This window comes from Streptomyces sp. NBC_00425, assembly GCF_036030735.1.
In the GTDB taxonomy this organism is placed as follows: Bacteria; Actinomycetota; Actinomycetes; order Streptomycetales; family Streptomycetaceae; genus Streptomyces.
The window spans coordinates 5,848,915-5,867,037 of record NZ_CP107928.1; the positions used below are offsets into that span (position 1 = coordinate 5,848,915).

The 18,123-nt window shown below is 72.2% G+C and carries 13 protein-coding genes; 4 read left to right on the plus strand and 9 right to left on the minus strand.

All coding sequences use genetic code 11. From position 1 onward, the window contains the following. Positions 1–6 precede the first annotated feature (6 nt). On the plus strand, positions 7–1,290 hold the full coding sequence (locus tag OHS82_RS25610; RefSeq protein WP_057578517.1) for an LCP family protein: 1,284 nt from the start codon (positions 7–9) through the stop codon (positions 1,288–1,290). Positions 1,291–1,405: 115 nt separating this feature from the next. On the opposite strand, the gene OHS82_RS25615 is transcribed toward OHS82_RS25610, so the two are convergent. Together OHS82_RS25615 and OHS82_RS25620 are read right to left on the minus strand one after the other, a co-directional pair. After that, the gene (locus OHS82_RS25615) at positions 1,406–1,768 is read right to left on the minus strand and encodes a four-helix bundle copper-binding protein (RefSeq protein WP_057578515.1); all 363 of its coding nucleotides are present in this window, start codon (positions 1,766–1,768) and stop codon (positions 1,406–1,408) included. 142 nt (positions 1,769–1,910) lie between these two features. Then, the gene (locus OHS82_RS25620; protein WP_328434614.1) at positions 1,911–3,371 is read right to left on the minus strand and encodes an LCP family protein; all 1,461 of its coding nucleotides are present in this window, start codon (positions 3,369–3,371) and stop codon (positions 1,911–1,913) included. Positions 3,372–3,503: 132 nt separating this feature from the next. On the opposite strand from OHS82_RS25620, the gene OHS82_RS25625 reads away from it, so the two are divergent. Continuing rightward, positions 3,504–4,535, plus strand: coding sequence for a glycosyltransferase family 2 protein (locus OHS82_RS25625; RefSeq protein WP_057578512.1), 1,032 nt, complete (start codon positions 3,504–3,506; stop codon positions 4,533–4,535). A 210-nt stretch (positions 4,536–4,745) separates the two neighbouring features. Here OHS82_RS25625 and OHS82_RS25630 read toward each other — a convergent pair whose 3' ends face one another. The 4 genes from OHS82_RS25630 to OHS82_RS25645 form a co-directional block, all read right to left on the minus strand. Next, positions 4,746–6,323, minus strand: coding sequence for an LCP family protein (locus OHS82_RS25630; RefSeq protein ID WP_443041053.1), 1,578 nt, complete (start codon positions 6,321–6,323; stop codon positions 4,746–4,748). Between the two features lie 416 nt (positions 6,324–6,739). Further along, entirely contained in the window at positions 6,740–8,497 is a 1,758-nt protein-coding gene (locus OHS82_RS25635; RefSeq protein WP_057578508.1) for an LCP family protein, read from the minus strand. Between the two features lie 245 nt (positions 8,498–8,742). After that, entirely contained in the window at positions 8,743–9,972 is a 1,230-nt protein-coding gene (locus OHS82_RS25640; protein WP_057578507.1) for an LCP family protein, read from the minus strand. Between the two features lie 268 nt (positions 9,973–10,240). Further along, on the minus strand, positions 10,241–10,999 hold the full coding sequence (locus OHS82_RS25645) for a TIGR03089 family protein (protein ID WP_057578505.1): 759 nt from the start codon (positions 10,997–10,999) through the stop codon (positions 10,241–10,243). A gap of 140 nt (positions 11,000–11,139) precedes the next feature. Between OHS82_RS25645 and OHS82_RS25650 the strand changes: the two genes are divergently transcribed. Further along, on the plus strand, positions 11,140–12,801 hold the full coding sequence (locus OHS82_RS25650) for an N-acetylmuramoyl-L-alanine amidase (protein ID WP_328434616.1): 1,662 nt from the start codon (positions 11,140–11,142) through the stop codon (positions 12,799–12,801). 293 nt (positions 12,802–13,094) lie between these two features. Then, on the plus strand, positions 13,095–14,177 hold the full coding sequence (locus OHS82_RS25655) for an NDP-sugar synthase (protein ID WP_328434617.1): 1,083 nt from the start codon (positions 13,095–13,097) through the stop codon (positions 14,175–14,177). A gap of 319 nt (positions 14,178–14,496) precedes the next feature. Here the strand turns inward: OHS82_RS25655 and OHS82_RS25660 are convergent, their stop codons facing one another. The 3 genes from OHS82_RS25660 to cofD form a co-directional block, all read right to left on the minus strand. Then, on the minus strand, positions 14,497–15,501 hold the full coding sequence (locus OHS82_RS25660; RefSeq protein WP_079041244.1) for a DNA-3-methyladenine glycosylase family protein: 1,005 nt from the start codon (positions 15,499–15,501) through the stop codon (positions 14,497–14,499). 122 nt (positions 15,502–15,623) lie between these two features. After that, entirely contained in the window at positions 15,624–16,958 is a 1,335-nt protein-coding gene (locus OHS82_RS25665; RefSeq protein WP_328434618.1) for a coenzyme F420-0:L-glutamate ligase, read from the minus strand. Then, positions 16,955–17,914, minus strand: coding sequence for a 2-phospho-L-lactate transferase (gene cofD / locus OHS82_RS25670; RefSeq protein ID WP_057578497.1), 960 nt, complete (start codon positions 17,912–17,914; stop codon positions 16,955–16,957). The genes OHS82_RS25665 and cofD overlap by 4 nt, the downstream gene beginning before the upstream one ends. Between the last annotated feature and the right edge of the window lie 209 nt (positions 17,915–18,123).

An 18,123-nucleotide genomic window follows, 5' to 3' on the forward strand; every position in this document is an offset into this window, starting at 1 on the left:
GTCCGCATGAACGATTGGCCCGAGGGATGGTCCGACAGGGACCGCGGCAACCGGTACGGCGGCGGCAGCGCGAACGCGCAGCCCGAGAGCCCGCGTGTCATGCGGCAGGTCCGCCGCGGTCCGGCCGCGCCGCCGCAGGGCGCCGGCGTCCCGCCGCAGCCGTCGTACGTCAACGGCCAGGGATACGGCGACTACACCGACGCCCGGCAGACCGGGTACGACAGCGGCTACAACACGGGCCAGGTCTACGGCGGCGACTCCGGCGACTCCGGGGGGACCGGCGGATACGCCGGCGGTGAGCCGCGCCCCGCGCCGAACTGGCGCCGCCGCATCAAGTGGACGGCGATCACCGTCGTGACCGTGCTGGTCGTGACGACGGTGGGCACCTACTTCTGGGCCGACGGCAAGCTGAAGCGCGAGGTCGACCTGTCGAAGGTCATCGACCGGCCCGAGGGCGGCGACGGCACGAACTACCTGATCGTCGGCTCCGACAGCCGTGAGGGCATGTCCGCCGAGGAGAAGAAGAAGCTGCACACCGGCTCCGCCGAGGGCAAGCGCACCGACTCCATGATGATCCTGCACGTCGGGTCGAACGGCGACACGCTGATCTCGCTGCCGCGCGACTCCGACGTCGAGCTTCCGACGTTCGTCGGCTCCGAGTCCGGCAAGACGTACAAGGGCACCGGCCGGCACATCAAGCTGAACGCCGCGTACGCCACCGACGGCCCCGAGCTGCTGGTGCGCACGATCGAGTTCAACACCGGCCTGCGCATCGACCACTACGTCGAGATCGGCTTCGCCGGCTTCGCGAGCATCGTGGACGCGGTCGGCGGCGTCGAGATCACCATCGACAAGGCCTTCAAGGACAAGTACTCGGGCGCCGACTTCCAGGCGGGCAAGCAGAAGCTGAACGGTGAGGAGGCGCTGGCCTTCGTCCGCACCCGGCACGCGTTCGCCGCGTCCGACCTGCAGCGCACCAAGAACCAGCAGAAGTTCCTCGCGGCCCTCGCCCATGAGGTGGCGACCCCGGGCACGGTCCTGAACCCCTTCAAGCTGTACCCGACGATGAGCGCCGGACTGGACTCGCTGATCGTCGACAAGGACATGGGTCTGTACGACCTCGGGTCCATGTTCTTCGCGATGAAGGGCGTCAACGGCGGCGACGGCACCTCGCTGAACATGCCGATCTCCGGCTCCTCCGGCGGCAACCTCGTCTGGGACAAGACGAAGGTCAAGCAGCTGGTGAACGAGCTGAACAACGACGAGAAGGTCACCGTCACCGGCAACTGACGGGTCCGCGCAGGGAAAGGGGCGCCCGCAACCGGGCGCCCCTTTCCGTGTTCCGGGACCGCGTTCCGGTCCGTGTTGCGGTCCGTGTTCCGGACCGCGTTCGAGCGGCGTCGCGTCACATGGCGGCGCCCGCCATCGTGCGGCACATCTCGGCGCAGCGGCGACAGGACTCCGCGCAGCGCATCATCTGGGGATCGTCCGGCATGGCCGTACACGCCTCGGCGCACATGTCGCACGCCTTGGCGCACATCGCGCACATCTCGGTCGACATGGGCGAGCGCCGCATCATCATGTCGGCGCACATACGGGTCGTCTCGGAGCAGTCCAGCAGCGCGCGCATGATCTGCATCTGGGCCTGGCCGCCCATCTGCATGCAGGAGCTCATGGTCTCCTCGCACATGCTGTGGCAGGACATGCAGGCCTCGACGCAGTCCTGCATCTGGCTGCTCATGGCGTTCATGGTTCCGGGCCGGGTCATGGCTCCTCCTCGTGGTGAGGGGCCCGTTCGGGAGTGAGGGGGGCCGGGCGGGCCCGTTGCGTGCCCTTCCGTCCTACGCCCTCCCACGGGCCTCCGCCATCGGGGACCCGGCGGCACCGGTGATCCGCGCCGCGGACACGACCTAGGAGCAGCCCACCTCGTCGCCGCGTACGACGGCGAACTCCCCGTGCTCGGCGTCGGCCGCCCGCACCGTGCGCACCCCCCGGAAGTCCGCGCCGGCGGTCACCTTCAGCGTCGGCCCGAGCCCCTTGACGACCCGCAGCTCGCTGTGCGGCAGGGCGGTCGCGAGGGACTTCGCGGAGCGGTCCCAGCGCGGGTCGTAGGCGACGACCGTGCGCCGGACGGTCGGGTCGGCCGCGCTGACCGGCTGCCCCGTCGTGCGGAAGCCCGTCGCCGCGAGCGCCGCGTCCACCCGCCTGCCGAGTCCCGTGGTGTGCGTGCCGTTCTCCACCTGGACGCGGATCTGCTGCGGCGCCACCTCCACGTGCGCGACCCCGCGGTCGAGCCGCCGGGCGGGTGCGGCCAGGGGCTTGTCGTCGCGCAGGGCCCGGAAGAGGCGCCGCGACTTCACCGGGTCCCACTTCAGCGTGGAGCCGATGCCCTTCACGAAATATTCCATCTGTCCGACGGGGACGGTGACGAACTCGGAGGAGGACGGGGAGAAGGTGCGCATCGCCCTGCCGAGGTCCAGCAGTTCTTCCGCGCCGAAGCCCCGGTCGGCCCGTACCGAGCCGAGCACCGCCCGGGTCACGTCACGGAACCTCAGCGGGTTCAGCAGCACCCCGGAGGAGGTGGCCCGGTCCAGCAGGGCCGCCAGGAAGCGCTGCTGGCGCTTCATCCGGCCGAGGTCGGACGAGGCGTCCGCGTGCCGTGAGCGCACGTACTGCAGGGCCTCGCCGCCCTCGAGGGTGTGGGCGCCCGGCTCCAGGTCCAGGCCGGTGTACGCGTCCTTCAGGCGCGTCGCCGTGCAGACCTTCACGCCGCCGAGGACGTCCACGGTCTTCATGAAGCTGGTGAAGTCGACCTCCAGATAGTGGTCGATCTTGACGTGCGTCATGTTCTCGACCGTGCGGACGGTCAGCTGCGGGCCGCCCTCCGCGTAGGCCGCGTTGATCCTGATCGGGTGGCCGTGATGCTCCTTGCCGGTGACCTGGTCGGTGTGCGGCGGCGTCTCGGCGTAGGAGTCGCGCGGGAGGCTGACCACGCTGGCCCGCTCCCGGTCCTCGGAGACGTGCACGATCATGATCGTGTCGGTGCAATGGCAGGGCACCCCGCCCAGGCGGTACCGGCGGCGCTCCGCCGCGCTGATCCGGTCGCGGCCGTCGGTGCCGACCAGCAGCACGTTCATGCCGTGACCGGCCCGCGGGCGGTTCTTCATGTCCTTGAAGGGGTCGACCCGGGCGATGCCGGCGTCGAGGCTGCTGATCACCGAGTGGCCGATGCCCGCGGAGGCGAGCAGCACCACGGAGAGCGTGGTCGCCGCCCGTACGGCCCAGCGGGGGCGCCGCCGTCGGGCGGGGTGAGGGGGCACGCGGCGCTGCGGGCGGGGGCGGCGCGGGAACCGGGGCGGTGTGGTGGGCATAGGGGCACCTCCGGGCGGCGGCCGTGGGTGGGGGGAAGCCGTTGGAACGGTAGGCCCATACGATCTGCCGACCGGTGCAGCACACCCGGCGGGGCGGGCGCTGTCCCCCGTTCGCGGTAACGTGAGCCCCCTATGAACGCCAAGCCCGACGTGCAGCTCCCCGCCGTGTCCGTCATCATGCCCGTCCTCAATGAGGAGCGGCATCTGCGCGGAGCCGTCCAAGCGATCCTCGCGCAGGAGTACGCCGGCGAGATGGAGGTCGTGATCGCCATCGGTCCGTCCACGGACCGGACGGACGAGATCGCCGCCCAGCTCGTCGCGGAGGACTCCCGCGTGCACACGGTCCCCAATCCCACCGGGCGCACGCCCGCCGCGCTGAACGCCGCGATCAAGGCCTCCCGCCATCCGATCGTCGTCCGCGTGGACGGGCACGGGATGCTCTCGCCGAACTACATCGCCACCGCGGTGCGGCTCCTGGAGGAGACCGGCGCGCAGAACGTCGGCGGCATCATGCACGCCGAGGGCGAGAACGACTGGGAGCACGCCGTCGCCGCGGCCATGACGTCGAAGATCGGGGTCGGCAACGCCGCCTTCCACACGGGAGGGCAGGCCGGCCCCGCCGAGACCGTGTACCTCGGTGTCTTCCGACGCGAGGCGCTGGAGCAACAGGGCGGCTACAACGAGGAGTTCGTCCGCGCCCAGGACTGGGAGCTGAACTTCCGGATCAGGGAGGCCGGCGGCCTCATCTGGTTCTCGCCCGAGCTGAGGGTGTCCTACCGGCCGCGCCCCAGCGTGAAGGCGCTCGCCAAGCAGTACAAGGACTACGGCCGTTGGCGTCACGTCGTGGCCCGCTACCACGAGGGCTCCATCAACCTGCGCTACCTCGCCCCGCCGACGGCGGTGTGCGCGATCGCCGCCGGGATCGTGGTGGGCGCCGCGCTCACGCCGCTGGGCTTCGTGATCCCCGGCGGCTACCTCGCGGCGATAGCCGCCGGTTCGCTGCCGGCCGGCCGGGGGCTGCCGGCGAAGGCCCGGCTGCAGATCCCGGTCGCCCTCGCCACCATGCACATGTCCTGGGGCTTCGGCTTCCTGACCAGTCCGAAGGCGCTGGCCAGGAAGGTCATCGCGTCCCGGCGGCCGGCGGTCCTCCTCAGCGACAGGTGAGGGCCCGTCCCCTCCGGGACACCGGGACCGTCCGTCGAGCGGCACGTGCGGACCGCGACTTGTCGATGCCGGGGAAGCGCCGCCCTCAGGGGTGACCACAACCGGCCGGGGGCTCGCCGTCGAGTGACGGCGAGCCCCCTCGTCGTGTGCCCCTCGGGGCAGGTGCGGTCCGGCGCCCCAGTGCCGTCGGCGGCCGGGGCGCCGGCCGGGCTACCAGCGGTAGGGCGCGTACACGTCCATGCAAGGTGTGCTGTCCGACCCGTTGATGGCGTCGGCGTTGTCGGGGATGTCCCCGGCCTTCGGCGTCGACTGCTTGGGGTAGGTCGTCCCCGAACGCCAGTCGGCGCCCACGATGACGGTGACCCCCGAGGCGTCGCTGGTCCGCTCCACCGAGGTCAGCGGAATCCCCAGTGCCTTGGCGACGCGCTGCGCGTCGCCCTCCAGGTCCGCACTGGGGTAGCGGACGACCGTCCTGTCCATGTCGGGCAGCACCGAGGAGTCCGCCACCGCCTGTGTGAACCCCTTGCCGGCGAGCTGCTGGGCGATCGTGCCGGCCCGTCGGGGCACCGCGGCCGAGGTGCTGGTCCGCGTACCGTTCTCCACCCGTACGGCGATCTTGTCGTCGGCCGCCGCCGGGTCCTTGGACAGCTTCTCCCCGGTCGCCGGCTTCTTCACGTCCGTGGCCTTGCCGTTGGCGTCGAACGGCACGTCGTCGCGGAGCATCGCCCACACCTTGTCGGCGTCGGCGCCGGCCGGCACCACGTGGTTGCGGTCCTGCGGGTCCTCGATGTTCGGCATCGTCGTCATGGTGATGCGGTTCGCCGGCACCGTCTTGAGCTGCATGCCCAGGTCGTACAGCTTCTTGACCGTACCGATCTCCTCGGACACCTTCAGCGACTTGGTCGCCGCCTCGGCCAGGTCCATCAGCCGGCCCGTGTCGGTGAAGACGTTCTGGTGCTGCAGCGTGCGGATCATCGAGTTCAGGTACATGTGCTGGGCCCTGGCCCGCAGGAGGTCGCTTCCCCAGGCATGGCGTGTGCGCAGCCACTGGAGCGCCTGCTTGCCCTCGACGTTCTTCGTGCCGGCCTTCATCTTCAGGCCGGAGCCCCCGCGGTCCCACACGTTCTGCTTCACGCAGACCTCGACCCCGCCGATGGCGTCCGCCATTCTCACCACGCCGGAGAAGTCGATCGTCATCCAGTGGTCTATGTAGACGCCGGTGAGGTTCTGCCAGGTGGCCAGCGTGCAGCCGGCGCCGCCGCGGGCCAGCGACTCGTTGATGATGGTGTTGATCTTCGGGTAGGTCTTGCCGGTCTCCGCGTCCTTGCACCGGGGGATGTCGACCCGGGTGTCACGCGGAATGCTCACCACCGCGGCGCTCTTGCGGTCGGCGGACAGGTGGATGAGCATCTGCACGTCGCCCAGGGGCGGGTTGCCGCGGTTGTCCCGGCTGCCGCCCAGCGCCACGTTCTCGTCGGAGTTGCGGCTGTCGGAGCCGATCAGCAGGATGTTCAGCGGAGTCTCCCCGGCCGTGTTGGCCTCGGTCTTCTTCGCCTTCGAGTCGCCGCTGCTGCGCTCGCCCTTCTGGATGTTGCCGTTCAGGTGCTGGTAGTACAGGTACCCGGCGCCGGCGGTCCCCGATATCACCACCGCGAGAACTATCGCGGACCAGCGAAGGACACGTCTTCTGCGACGGGGCCGGTCGCTGTCGCGCCCCTGGCGTCGTCGTCCGCTTCCGCCCGACCCGCCCGCTCCCGCCGGCGCCCGGTCCTGCGGCGCGAGGGACATCGTGTCCTCGACTGCGGAAGTCTTTCCCTGCTGCACCCTGCTCTGCCCCAACTTCGTGCCCCTCCCCACCCGTTATCCGACAGCTGCGCTCTCCGCCCGGTCTCCCCCGGATGGCGCGAGCGCACCCTGTCGGCCCACTCGTTCCGACACCTGATGGCAACCTGTCAGACCCTTCCAGGCCCGAAGCGGGTTGGCCGCGCATCGGTAAAATCACGGTCCGGCACGGCCGGCCGTTCCCGGCCGCACCGACGTGCCGTCGGCACAGCGGTGCCGGTTGTCAGACCGTCATGCGTGCCGAATGGTTGCGTCCCGAGCCGGGCGACGCGGTACGGACACCGGCGACCGGGCGCCCGAAGGACCCGGTCGCCCGCTCCACGGGACGGGGGCGGGCCCCGGAGGTCACCCGTCTCGCCGACTCAGCTGGCGCACTGGACCTTGTCCGCGGTGGACTTCTCCACGTCCGGCGTGGCCACCGTGGAGGAGTTCAGCTTCACCCCGGCGCCCTTGAAGTCCTTGCCCAGGACGAGGGTCATCGTCGGCAGTCCCTGCGCGTTGGTGACGCTCTTGCCCGGCTTCATCGCCGATCCCGACAGGCCCATGATGTCGGCCAGCCGGCGTGCCTGGTCCGCCTGGTCGGGCGCGTACTCGAGCGTCGTCGTGTTCTGGACGGCGCCCGCGTTGCCGGCGTTCTCGGACTTGGTCACGTCCGCCTCGGTCTGCAGCCAGGTCAGCTGTTCCTGCGCGCTGCCCCCGGGGGCGCCGCCGTTGAGGATCCGCACACGCACGTCCGAGGCCGCGGACTTCGTGCCCTTGAGACGGGCGGCGATGGCGGCCTTCTCCTTCGCCGCCTCCTTCTTCACCTCGGTGAAGGACGTGTCGCTCGTGATCATCTGGAAGACCTGGGGCGCACGCGTCTGGTCGACGACGACGGTCGCCTTGACCTTCTCGGCCGGGTTGTCGACCACGGGCACCGTCAGGAACGTGATGTTCTTCGGGGGGACCTTCTTCAGTTGCAGCGCCACGTCCTTCAGCGTGCTGACCTTGCCGATGCCCGTGTCGACGGTCAGCGCCTTCGTGGCTGCCTCGGCCAGACTCACCAGTTTCGTGGGGCTGGTGAGGGTGTCGCTGGAGGACATCTTGCGCATGAGGGAGCTCAGGAACTGCTGCTGCACCTTGATGCGGTCGAGGTCGCCCTGGTTGCCGAAGCTGTGCCGGGTGCGCACGAACGCCAGCGCCTGCTCACCCTCGACCACCGACTTGCCGGCGGGGAGCTTCAGCTTCGACTCCTTGTCGTCGACGGAGTGCGCGAGGCACACCTCGACCCCGCCCACCGCCGTCGTCAGCGTCTTCACCGCGTTGAAGTCGGCCATCATGAAGTGGTCCACCGTGATGCCGGTGACCTCCTTGACGGTGCGCATGGTGCAGCCCGCGTCCCGCTCGTACTGGCCGAGGCTGGTGTTGAAGCGGACGTTCCGCGTGCCGGGGATGTTCTTCTCGCTGCCGTCGGGCTGTTTCGTCGGGCAGTCCGGGACGTCGACGATCAGGTCGCGCGGAATGCTCAGCGCGGTCGCGTTCGTACGGTCCTTGGAGACGTGCAGCAGGATGTTGGTGTCGGCGTGGCCGACACTGCCCTTGTCGCCGTACCCCTCGTTGCCCTTGCCCGTGCGCTTGTCGGTGCCGATGATCAGGATGTTGAAGGCCTCGTCCTTGCTGAAGCCGCTCTTTCCCGCGCTGCCGACGTCCGTCGTGGTGACGTTGCCTTCGAGGTGCTTGAGGTACAGGTAGCCCGCCCCGGCGACGCCGACGAGGACGAAGGCCATGGTGCCGCCGGTCCACACCAGGATCTTCTTCGCCTTCGACTTCTTCTTCACGGGCCGTCGGCCGCGCCGGTTCGCCGGTTCCTCCGGCGGCGCACCCCGGCGCCTTCTCGGGCCCGGGAGGTCCGCGCTCTGCGGCTGCTGGGGCGACGACGACTCCCGGTCGGGCGTCGCCGTGCGGCCGCGCGCCCGGTCCGGTCCGCCGACCCGGTCCGCGGCGGATCCACGCGGTCCGGGGACGGTCGACTGCGCTCCGGAAGCGCCCAGTCGCAGTTCGTATTCACCGGTGTCCGGGTTGAGTACCCACTGGTCTGCGGGGTCGATGTCGTCCGCCCGCCCACGGCCTTGCGCGTCCACGATTGTCCGAATCCTCCGTCGGGGCCACGCGGCGCCTTTACCCCCTCTAAGGCGCTCGGGTCTCGGTCACTCGGTGCGCGACCCAAGGGAAGGACCTCGCGGCCGGGTGCACCGGATCGCTCACACTATCCGCCCAGTTCGGCGTCGAGCGACGGCCGTGACAAATTCCACGCCCCTACAAGCGGGCAATCCGCCCCATTTCCTGGAACTCCAGTTCCCCTTGAGGGCTGCCCTTGGCAAGCGCTTTACCCGCAGTCGTCCTCGGCGGCGGTGTTCCCGCGGAAGGTCGGAGCGGGCGGAGAGGGCGAAACCGTCCCGTAAGCCGTTCCGGCCGGCCGTGGCGATCTGTACGCAGCGTGGTCGCCCGACTCCGAGAGGGGTGAGTTCGTGGGAATCTCCTGAGAAACCACGACAGGCGTGTCGGTCCGCAGCCGGCCGAAGAGCTTCTCCGCCTCGGAGCGCACCAGTTGGTCGCGGTTCGCGTCGTGGACATAGGACTCACGTGGAACAGTCAGGAATTGCACATTTTCGGTAGGAATGTGCCGCAGTCCGCGCACGAGGTCATACAGGCCGCGCAGACTCGCCAGATCCGGGTCGGTGGTGAGCGAGGACGTGGCCGCGTCCAGCAACGGATACAGCTTCACCGGGTTCAGCAGGACGTCATTGCTCTGCACCTTGTTGACGAGCGCCCCGAGGAACCGTTGCTGCCGGTCCATCCGCTCGGTGTCGCTGCCGTCCCCGAGCGATTTGCGGGCCCGCACGTATCCCAGCGCCTGCTCCCCGTTCAGCGTGACCTTCCCGGCGGGCAGCCGCAGCTTGGCCGCCTTGTCGCTGATCGGCGCCTTCAGGCAGACCCGCACCCCGTCCACGGCGTCGACCATGTCCTTGAACCCGCTGAAGTCCACGACGACGTGATGGTCGATGCGCACACCGGTCAGCTTCTCCACCGTCCGGATGGTGCAGGCCGAACCCCCGCTCTGGAAGGCGTAGTTGAACATGGCGAACGTCGGCCCGGCCCGCTTGCCGTCCCGCCGCAGGCACCCCGGCACGTCCACCATCAGGTCGCGCGGCAGCGAGACGGCGGTCGCACTGCGCCGCCCGGCGGCCAGATGCAACAGGATCGTGGTGTCGGACCGCTCGGTCCCGGAGTCCCGCCCGTACTTCTCGTTCCCGTCGCCGGAGCGCGTGTCGGACCCGATGAGCAGGATGTTCTGCGCGTCCTTCACCAGCGAGGTCGGCCGCTCCTTCGCGTACCGCGCCAGCTCCGCCGCGGCCGCGTCGTCGGGCGTGATGTTCCCGTCGAGCTTCACGTAGACGGCCCAGCCGGCCACCCCGATCCCCAGCACGACCACGGCCCCCGCCGTCGCCCCGTACCGCAGCCACCGCCGCCGGCGCCGCCGCGCGAGCCCCCGCCCGTCTGCGGACGCCCCCGCCCCCGGCCCGAGGGGCCCGCCCCCACCACCGGAGTACGTCACGTCGGATCCACCCCTCCCGCACGAGCGCGCAGAGCTACTCCTACGACGATGACCCGAAAGCCCGGAAGGGGGCGGCCGGAAGCGAGCCGAACGGGTGACGGCAGCACTTCTCGGTCCGGGCGGGGGCTCGCGGAACCAGCCCGTCTGGGGGTGCCCCCTCTGGGGGAGTTCGAGGACGAGGCCCTTCAGGGCCTGCGGCGGGGGCCCGGGGCGGCAGTCACCGGCCGCGCCGCCGCAGCCGGCTGCGGGGCATGACGGCCCGCTGCGACTACCGGGCCGTCGCGGACACCCGCTCCGCCTCGATCCGCCGCGCCACGGTCTCCTCGCCGGCCTCCGCCAGGTTCCGGCACAGCACCACGGACCCCCCGCTCGCCAACGGCGCGTAGAGCCCGGCGCTCAGCCCCTCCCAGGTGTCGTACGGCAGCCCCGACAGCAGCCGCGCCCCGGGTCCCGTCAGGCCCAGCCCCGAAGCCTCCGCGCGCGCCCGTTCCACGATCTCCGCACCGGTGTACTCCGCCCCCGCCACGATCAGCGCGGGCTCCTCGGGGTCCACGGGAGCGTAGGGCGCGAAACGGTCCCCGAAGCTCGGGACGTTCACCGCGTAGTCGTCGTACCCCTCGGGAGGCCCCGGCACGAAGCGGCGCCCGAGCGGGGCGAGCGACAGCGCGTAGCGCTCGCCCCGGCAGGCCAGCCCCGCCTCGAACCGGCCGGGCCCGGCCACGACGAAATCGGCTTGCCCCGGGTCCCCCTCCACGTCCGCGACGACGCCGACCGAGGCGCACGCCAGCAGCCACACCGCCGTCTGCCAGTGCGCGGGCAGCAGCAGCGCGACCCGGTCGCCCGGCTCGGCGGAGAGTCCGTCCTGGAGGAGGTTGGCGGTCTTGGCCACCCAGTTGGCGAACGTGGCCACGGACAATTCGACCCGCTCGCCCGTGGCATCGTCGTAGAAGGTCACCAGGGGGCGCGCGGGATCGGCGGCGAGCGCGGAACGCAGCAGGTCGGCAGGGGTGCGATCGGTGGCAGTCACCCGCGCAAGCGTACGCGCCGCGCGCGCCGCCACGCCGGTCGCGGGGCCCGCCCGGGGCCACCGGTTCGGCGGAACGCATCCCGACGGTCCGTCAACTTCCCGATGGACAGAAATGTATGACTATGTCCAGGATCGGTGGCATGCGTGGATTGCTTGCTACCTCGATCGGTGTCACCTGTGCGGCGGCTCTCGCCCTCCCGCTGACGCCGCCCGCCGACGCGGCGACGGTGCGACCCGCGCCGACCGCGGAGGCGGCGCCCAACGGGACGACCAGGGCCACGAGCCCCGACACCGCGACCACGGGATCTCTTCCCGACCGCCCGGAGCTCCGTGAGCTCCCCGAACTCCCCGACCATCCCGAACTCCCCGCCGTCCCCGACCTCCCGGGCAGCACCCAGTCGCTGCCCCTGGCTCCTCTCGGCCGCGACCGCGCCCTCGCCGGCGCGGCGGTGGTCCAGGGCCTGCCCAGGCGGGACGTCCGCTCCTTCTCCCTCCTCGGCGTCGTCTGGGACGATCCGGCCGCCGAACTGCACGGCCGGGTCCAGGTCCGCATCCGCCGCACCGGCGCCGACGCCTGGTCCGGCTGGCAGGACGTCGAGACCCACAACGCCGACCACGGCGCCGATCCCGGCACGGCCGAGAGCGCCTCCGGGCGGGTCCGCGGAGCCACCGCCCCGCTCTGGGTAGGCGATTCCGACGGCGTCGAGATCCGCGTCCATCCCGACACCGAACGCCGCACGGAGGACACGGCCCGGGGCGCCCAGACCCTCACGGCCACCGCACCCCTCCCCTCCGGCCTGCACCTGGAACTGGTGGACCCGGGGGCGGCGCCGCCCGTCCAGGCCCAGGCGGGCCCACCGCGCGGCCGCGCGCTGACCACCGGTGCCCGGCGGGCGGTCGCCCCCGAGCCCCCGCAGGCGGCCTCCGCCGTGGACGAGTTCGACCCGGTCGACCCGGACGATCCTGTCGACCCGGACGATCCTGTCGACCCGGACGACCCGGTCGACGAGGCGAACGCGGCCGACACGAAATCGGCGACCGGGCTGTCCGCCGAGGTGGCCGAGGCCTCCGCGGCCAACACCTCCCTCGCGCCGCTCGGCGCCGAACAGATCCCGGCGCTGGACCGCGCGGACACCGAACGCGAACTGCTCGACCTGCGCGGGGCCGAACTGACCGCGGCCCAGCGGGCGAAGCCGTACATCGGCCCGCGCCCGAGCATCGTCACGCGCCGCGGCTGGGGCGCCGACGAGAAGCTGCGGGAGAGCGGCTTCCGCTACACGACGAAGGTGAAGGCCGCGTTCGTCCACCACACGGCGTCGGGCAACAGCTACTCGTGCTCGCAGGCCCCGTCCGTCATCCGGGGCATCTACCGCTATCACGTCAGGAGCATGGGCTGGCGCGACATCGGCTACAACTTCCTCGTCGACAAGTGCGGCAGGATCTACGAGGGCCGCGCCGGGGGAGTGGCCAAGCCGGTCCTGGGCGCCCACACCCTCGGGTTCAACTCCAACAGCATGGGGATCGCCGTCCTCGGCACGTTCACGTCCGCCAAGCCGAACTCCGCCACCGTCAACGCCGTCGCCCGGCTGACGGCGTGGAAGCTCGGCCTCTTCGGGGCGAACCCGAAGGGGAAGACCTACCTGACGTCCGGGGGCGGCAACCTCTACGCGAAGGGCAGGAGCGTCCGGCTGAACGTCATCTCCGGGCATCGTGACGGGTTCGCCACGGAGTGCCCGGGCAAACAGCTCTACGGCAAGCTCGGCTCGGCCCGCTCGACCTCGGCGGGCTACCAGGGCCGCTGAGGCGCAGGCGCGCCGAGCACCGACGCGCCGAGGCGCTGACGCACCGAGACGTACCGGCCGACCGGCTCACCCCCGGTCGGCCTCGTCGTCCGCGGGCCTCGTGGTCCGCCGCTCCCGCCGCTCCCGCCGGTCCTGTCGGTCCTGTCGGTCCTGTCGGTCCTGTCGGTCCCGCCGGCCCGCGGCGACCGGTACGGACGGAACGCCGACGGCCCGGAAGTCGCCACACGACGGTCTGCATACACTGGCCGGCCGAAAGACAGTTCGGCCGGTCCCGGCAGGAAGCAGAGACGAAGGTGACAGAAGCGATCCTCCTGGTCGGCGGCAAGGGCACCCGGCTGCGCCCCCTCACGGTGCACACGCCCAAACCCATGGTCAGGGCGGCGGGGGTGCCGTTCCTCGCGCACCAACTCGCGCGGGCGAGGGCGGCAGGCGTGGACCACGTCGTCCTCGCGACGAGCTACCTGGCCGAGGTCTTCGAACCGTACTTCGGCGACGGCTCGGCGCTCGGCCTGCACCTCGAGTACGTGACGGAGGAGGAGCCCCTCGGCACGGGCGGCGCGATCCGCAACGTGGCGTCCCGCCTCACCTCCGCCCCGGAAGACCCGGTGCTGATCTTCAACGGCGACATCCTCACCGGACTGGACATCGGCCGTCTGGTGACCACGCACGAGACGACGGGTGCGGACGTCTCCCTCCACCTGACCAGGGTGACGGACCCGAGAGCCTACGGTCTGGTGCCCACCGACGAGACGGGCCGGGTCCTCGCGTTCCTGGAGAAGCCGCAGACGCCCGAGGAGATCGTCACCGACCAGATCAACGCGGGAGCGTACGTCTTCCGCCGCTCGGTCATCGACACCGTCCCGGCAGGCCGCCCGGTGTCCGTGGAGCGCGAGACGTTCCCCGGCCTCCTCGCGGCCGGCGCCCGTCTCCAGGGCATGGTCGACTCGACGTACTGGCTGGACCTCGGCACCCCGGCGGCCTTCGTCCGGGGCTCCGCCGACCTGGTCCTCGGCCGCGCACCGTCCCCGGCGGTCCCCGGCCGCTGCGGCGACCGCCTCGTCCTGCCGACGGCACAGGTCGCGGCGGACGCGAAGCTGACCGGCGGCACGGTGGTGGGCGAGGGCGCGTTCGTGGCGGAGGGTGCGCGGATCTTCGGCTCGACGATCCTTCCCGGCGCCGTCATCGAACCCGGCGCGGTGATCACCGACTCCGTCGTCGGGACCCGGGCCCGGGTGGGCGAACGCTCCGTCCTCACCGGCGCGGTGATCGGCGACGGGGCGGTCGTCGGCGCCGACAACGAGTTCCGCGAGGGTGCGCGGGTGTGGTGCGACGCGAGGATCCCGGCGGGCGCGGTGCGGTTCTCGTCGGATCAGTAGCCTGCCGCCCGGGTGAGGCCGGCCCCGCGCGGGTTGGCGTGAGGCCCGGTCGACCGTCCCCGATTTCGCCCCACTCCTCGCACTGGTCCTCGCCCCGGCCTTCGCCTTCGCCCCGCCCCTGCTCCGCCCTTCGCCCTTCGCCCCGCCCCACCCTTCGCACTGGCCCTCCTCACGGCCCGAGCCCCCGGCCCGCGCGAAGCGCCCCGCCCGAAGCGCCCCGCCCGAGGCGTAGCGCCCCGGCCGCGTGGAGTGCCCCTCTGAGCGCCTCGCCCTGGCTGGCGGTGCGCCCGGTGCGCCGCGTCCGCGCGGAGCGGGGCCCTCACAAAGTCCCGATGTCCCATCGCGGCATTTTCGGGGCCCGCCGGGCCGGCGTCCGCCCGCTCAACAGGATCAACCGGGCCGCGCGGTGCCGCTGCCCCGCGTACGGCTCCAGCAGTTCCAGCATCACCGAGTCGTCGGCCTCGCGGTCCCCGGCCAGCGCCCAGCCCACGATCCCCGGCAGATGCAGATCCCCCACGGTCACCGCGTCCGCCGCGCCGTGACTGCGCTGTACGGTCTCCGCCGACGTCCACGGCCCGATCCCCGGCACCACCTCCAGCCGGGCCTGCGCCGCGGCCGGCTCCATCCGCAGTGACTCCTCCAGCCGCCCGGCCACCCGGACGGCCCGCAGGATCGTCGACGCCCGCTTGTCGTCGACGCCCGCCCGGTGCCACTCCCACGACGGGATCAGCGCCCACGTCCGCGGCGCCGGCATCACCCACAGCCGTCCGTCGGCCGCGGGCCCGGGCGCCGGCTCGCCGAACTTGCGGACCAGCAGCCGCCACGCCCGATACGCCTCGTCCGTCGTGACCTTCTGTTCCAGGATCGACGGGATCAGCGACTCCAGCACCAGACCGGTCCGCGTCAGCCGGAGCCCCGGCCGCCGGTGCCGCGCCGTGGCCACCAGACGGTGGCGGGGCTCGAAGGCCTCCGGCGCGTCCGCGGCCCCGAGCAGCTCCGGCAGCTGCTCCAGCAGCCACTCGGCCCCCGGTCCCCACGCCTCGGCGCGCACCGACCCGTCGTGGGCGGCCACGCGCAACGTCCCCGGCCCTGCCGGGGTGAGACTGGCCCGCCACACACACCCGTCCGGAGTCGCCCGGAACGTCGGATCGCCCGGCCCGCGGCGCAGCGGACCGAGCACCAGCCCGAGGTCGAGCGGCCCCTCGGGCGCCCAGTGCCGCACCCGCCCCGGCGTCGGAGCCTGCCGGGGCACCCCGGCGGGCACGCCGACATGACCGCCGCGCACGGTGGTGCGGGTGGGCCGGGGAGAGAAGCGTCCTGCCACGAGTGAAGTCCCGGGTCGTACGAGAGGGGGTCGGATGAGGGTAAGGGCCGGAGGAAGGAACCAGGAGCCGGACGAAGGAACAGGAGCCTGAGGAAGGAACCAGGAGCCGGACGACAGAGCAGTCAGCGCACCTCGACGAAGTCGGCCACCTCCCGTTCCCCGCGCGCCCGTGGTTCCCCGGCCGCGTGTCCGACCGCCACCGCGCCCATCGGGTCCCAGCCCTGCGGCAGTTCGAGGACCTCCCGGACCACGTCCCGGCAGAACATCGTCGACGACACCCACGCGGACCCGAGTCGCTCGCCGGCCAGCGCGACCAGGAAGTTCTGCACGCCGGCGCCGGCCGCCACCACGAACATCTCCCGCTCGGCCGCGTCCCGCCGGGCGTCCCCGTAGGTGTGCGAGCCGTCCATCACCAGACAGGGGACGACGAGATACGGCGCGTGGCGCAGGACGTCGCCCCGCCGCACCCGCTTCGCGATGGACTCCTCGGACTTCCCGTCCCTGCGCAGATCGGCGACCCACGCGTCCCGCATGGCGTCCAGCAGCCGGATCCTCGACGCCTGCGACTCGAGCAGCACGAACCGCCACGGCGTGGTGTGATGCGGCGCCGGCGCGGTCACGGCCGCCGCCACCGCCCGCCGGACCGCTCCCGGGTCGACCGGTTCGTCGGTGAAGGAGCGCACCGTCCGCCGCTGGGTCACGGCCAGCCGGACCGCCTCGGAGGTCCCGAGGCGGAACATGTCGTCGCGTGCGCCGCGCACCATGGCCCGGGCGCCCGCTGCGGCCTCCGCGGACCCCGCCGCGTCGTCCTCGGCCACGACGACGTGCCCGAGTCCGCGCACCACGGCCACGGGGAGCCCGGCCGCCTTGCCCTTCACGAGATCCCCCGCGGCGGCCAGCTCGTCCGCCGTGGCGACGACGGTCGCGCTCAGCGGATTGCCGTACGCGTCCGTGCCCCCGCGCAGGTCGTCCAACACCCGTACGCCGGCGGCGCCGATCGCGACGTCCGTGAGCCCGGCCCGCCAGGGACGCCCGAAGGTGTCGGTGACGAGGACGCCGACGTCGACGCCGAGCGCGTCCCGCAGCCCGTCCCGCAGCGCCCGCGCGGACGCGTCGGGGTCCTCGGGCAGCAGCAGCACCGTCCCGGAGGGGGTGTTGGAGGCGTCGACGCCCGCGGCGGCCATCACCAGGCCCTGTCGGTTCTCGACGATCCGCAGCGCTCCGCGCCGGGCCACGACCCGGACCGTCTCGGCGTCGATCGCCGCCTCCCGGTCGTCCGCCCGGACGATTCGGCCCTCCGCCTTGGACACGATCTTCGAGGTGACGAGCAGGACGTCACCGTCGGCGAGCCGCGGCTCGGCGGAGGCGATCAGCTTGGCGAGGTCGTCGCCGGACCGCACCTCGGGCAGCCCGGCCACGGCCCAGACCCGGTAGCCGTTCTCGATGGACCCGCTCATGCGGCCCGCACCTCCTCCGCCAGCCGCAACGCCTCCCGCGCCATCTGCGCGGTCGCGTCGAGGTCGGTCATCATCAGCGGGACGGCCCGGCAGCGGACCCCGGCGGCCTCCACCTGACCGACGGCGCCCGCGTCCACCGTGTCGACGAGCCAGCCGTCGAGCAGCCCCGAGCCGTAGTGCTCGGCCACCGCCGCGGCCGTCGACTCCACGCCCACCGCGGCGAGCACCTTGTCGGCCATGCCGCGCACCGGTGCGTCGCCGACGATGGGGGAGAGGCCCACCACCGGCACGCCGGCCTCGGCGATCGCCTCGCGGATGCCGGGCACGGCGAGGATCGTGCCGACCGAGACGACCGGGTTCGACGGCGGGAAGAGGACGACGTCCGCCTCGGCGATCGCCTCCAGCACCCCCGGAGCCGGCTTGGCCTGCTCGGCGCCGACGGGCACGACGGCCACCGCCGGCACCGACGCGCGCATCCGCACCCAGTACTCCTGGAAGTGCACGGCCTTGCGCTCGCCGTCGACCTCGACGGCGACATGCGTCTCGACCCGGTCGTCCGTCATGGGGATCAGCCGTACCCCCGGCTTCCACCGGTCGCACAGCGCCTCGGTGACCGCGCTCAGCGGATAGCCGGCGCCGATCATCTGCGTCCGCACGATGTGCGTGGCGAAGTCACGGTCGCCCAGCCCGAACCACGCCGGTCCGGCGCCGTACGCCGCGAGCTCCTCCTTCAGGTGGAAGGTCTCGTCGGACCGCCCCCAGCCCTGCTCCTCGTTGATGCCGCCGCCGAGCGTGTACATCACCGTGTCGAGGTCCGGGCAGACCTTCAGCCCGAAGAGATGGATGTCGTCGCCGGTGTTGCCGATGACCGTGACGTCCGCGTCCGGCACGGCCTGCTTCAGACCGCGCAGGAACCGGGCACCGCCGATGCCGCCTGCCAGAACCACAATGCGCATGAGGGCAAGTCTCGCAGGCGGCGCCGACGGCACGACGCCCGGTTGTGGACGACGGGCCGCTTGTGGACATCGCGGTCACCCGCCCGAGCGGCCCCCGTCTCCCGCCCCCGCCGGCGGGCGCCCCCACAGGCGCCCCCACAAGCGCCCGCGCAGGCGTCCCGACGGGCGTCCGACGGCGTCGGCGCGACCGGGCCGCCCGGCCGCCGGGA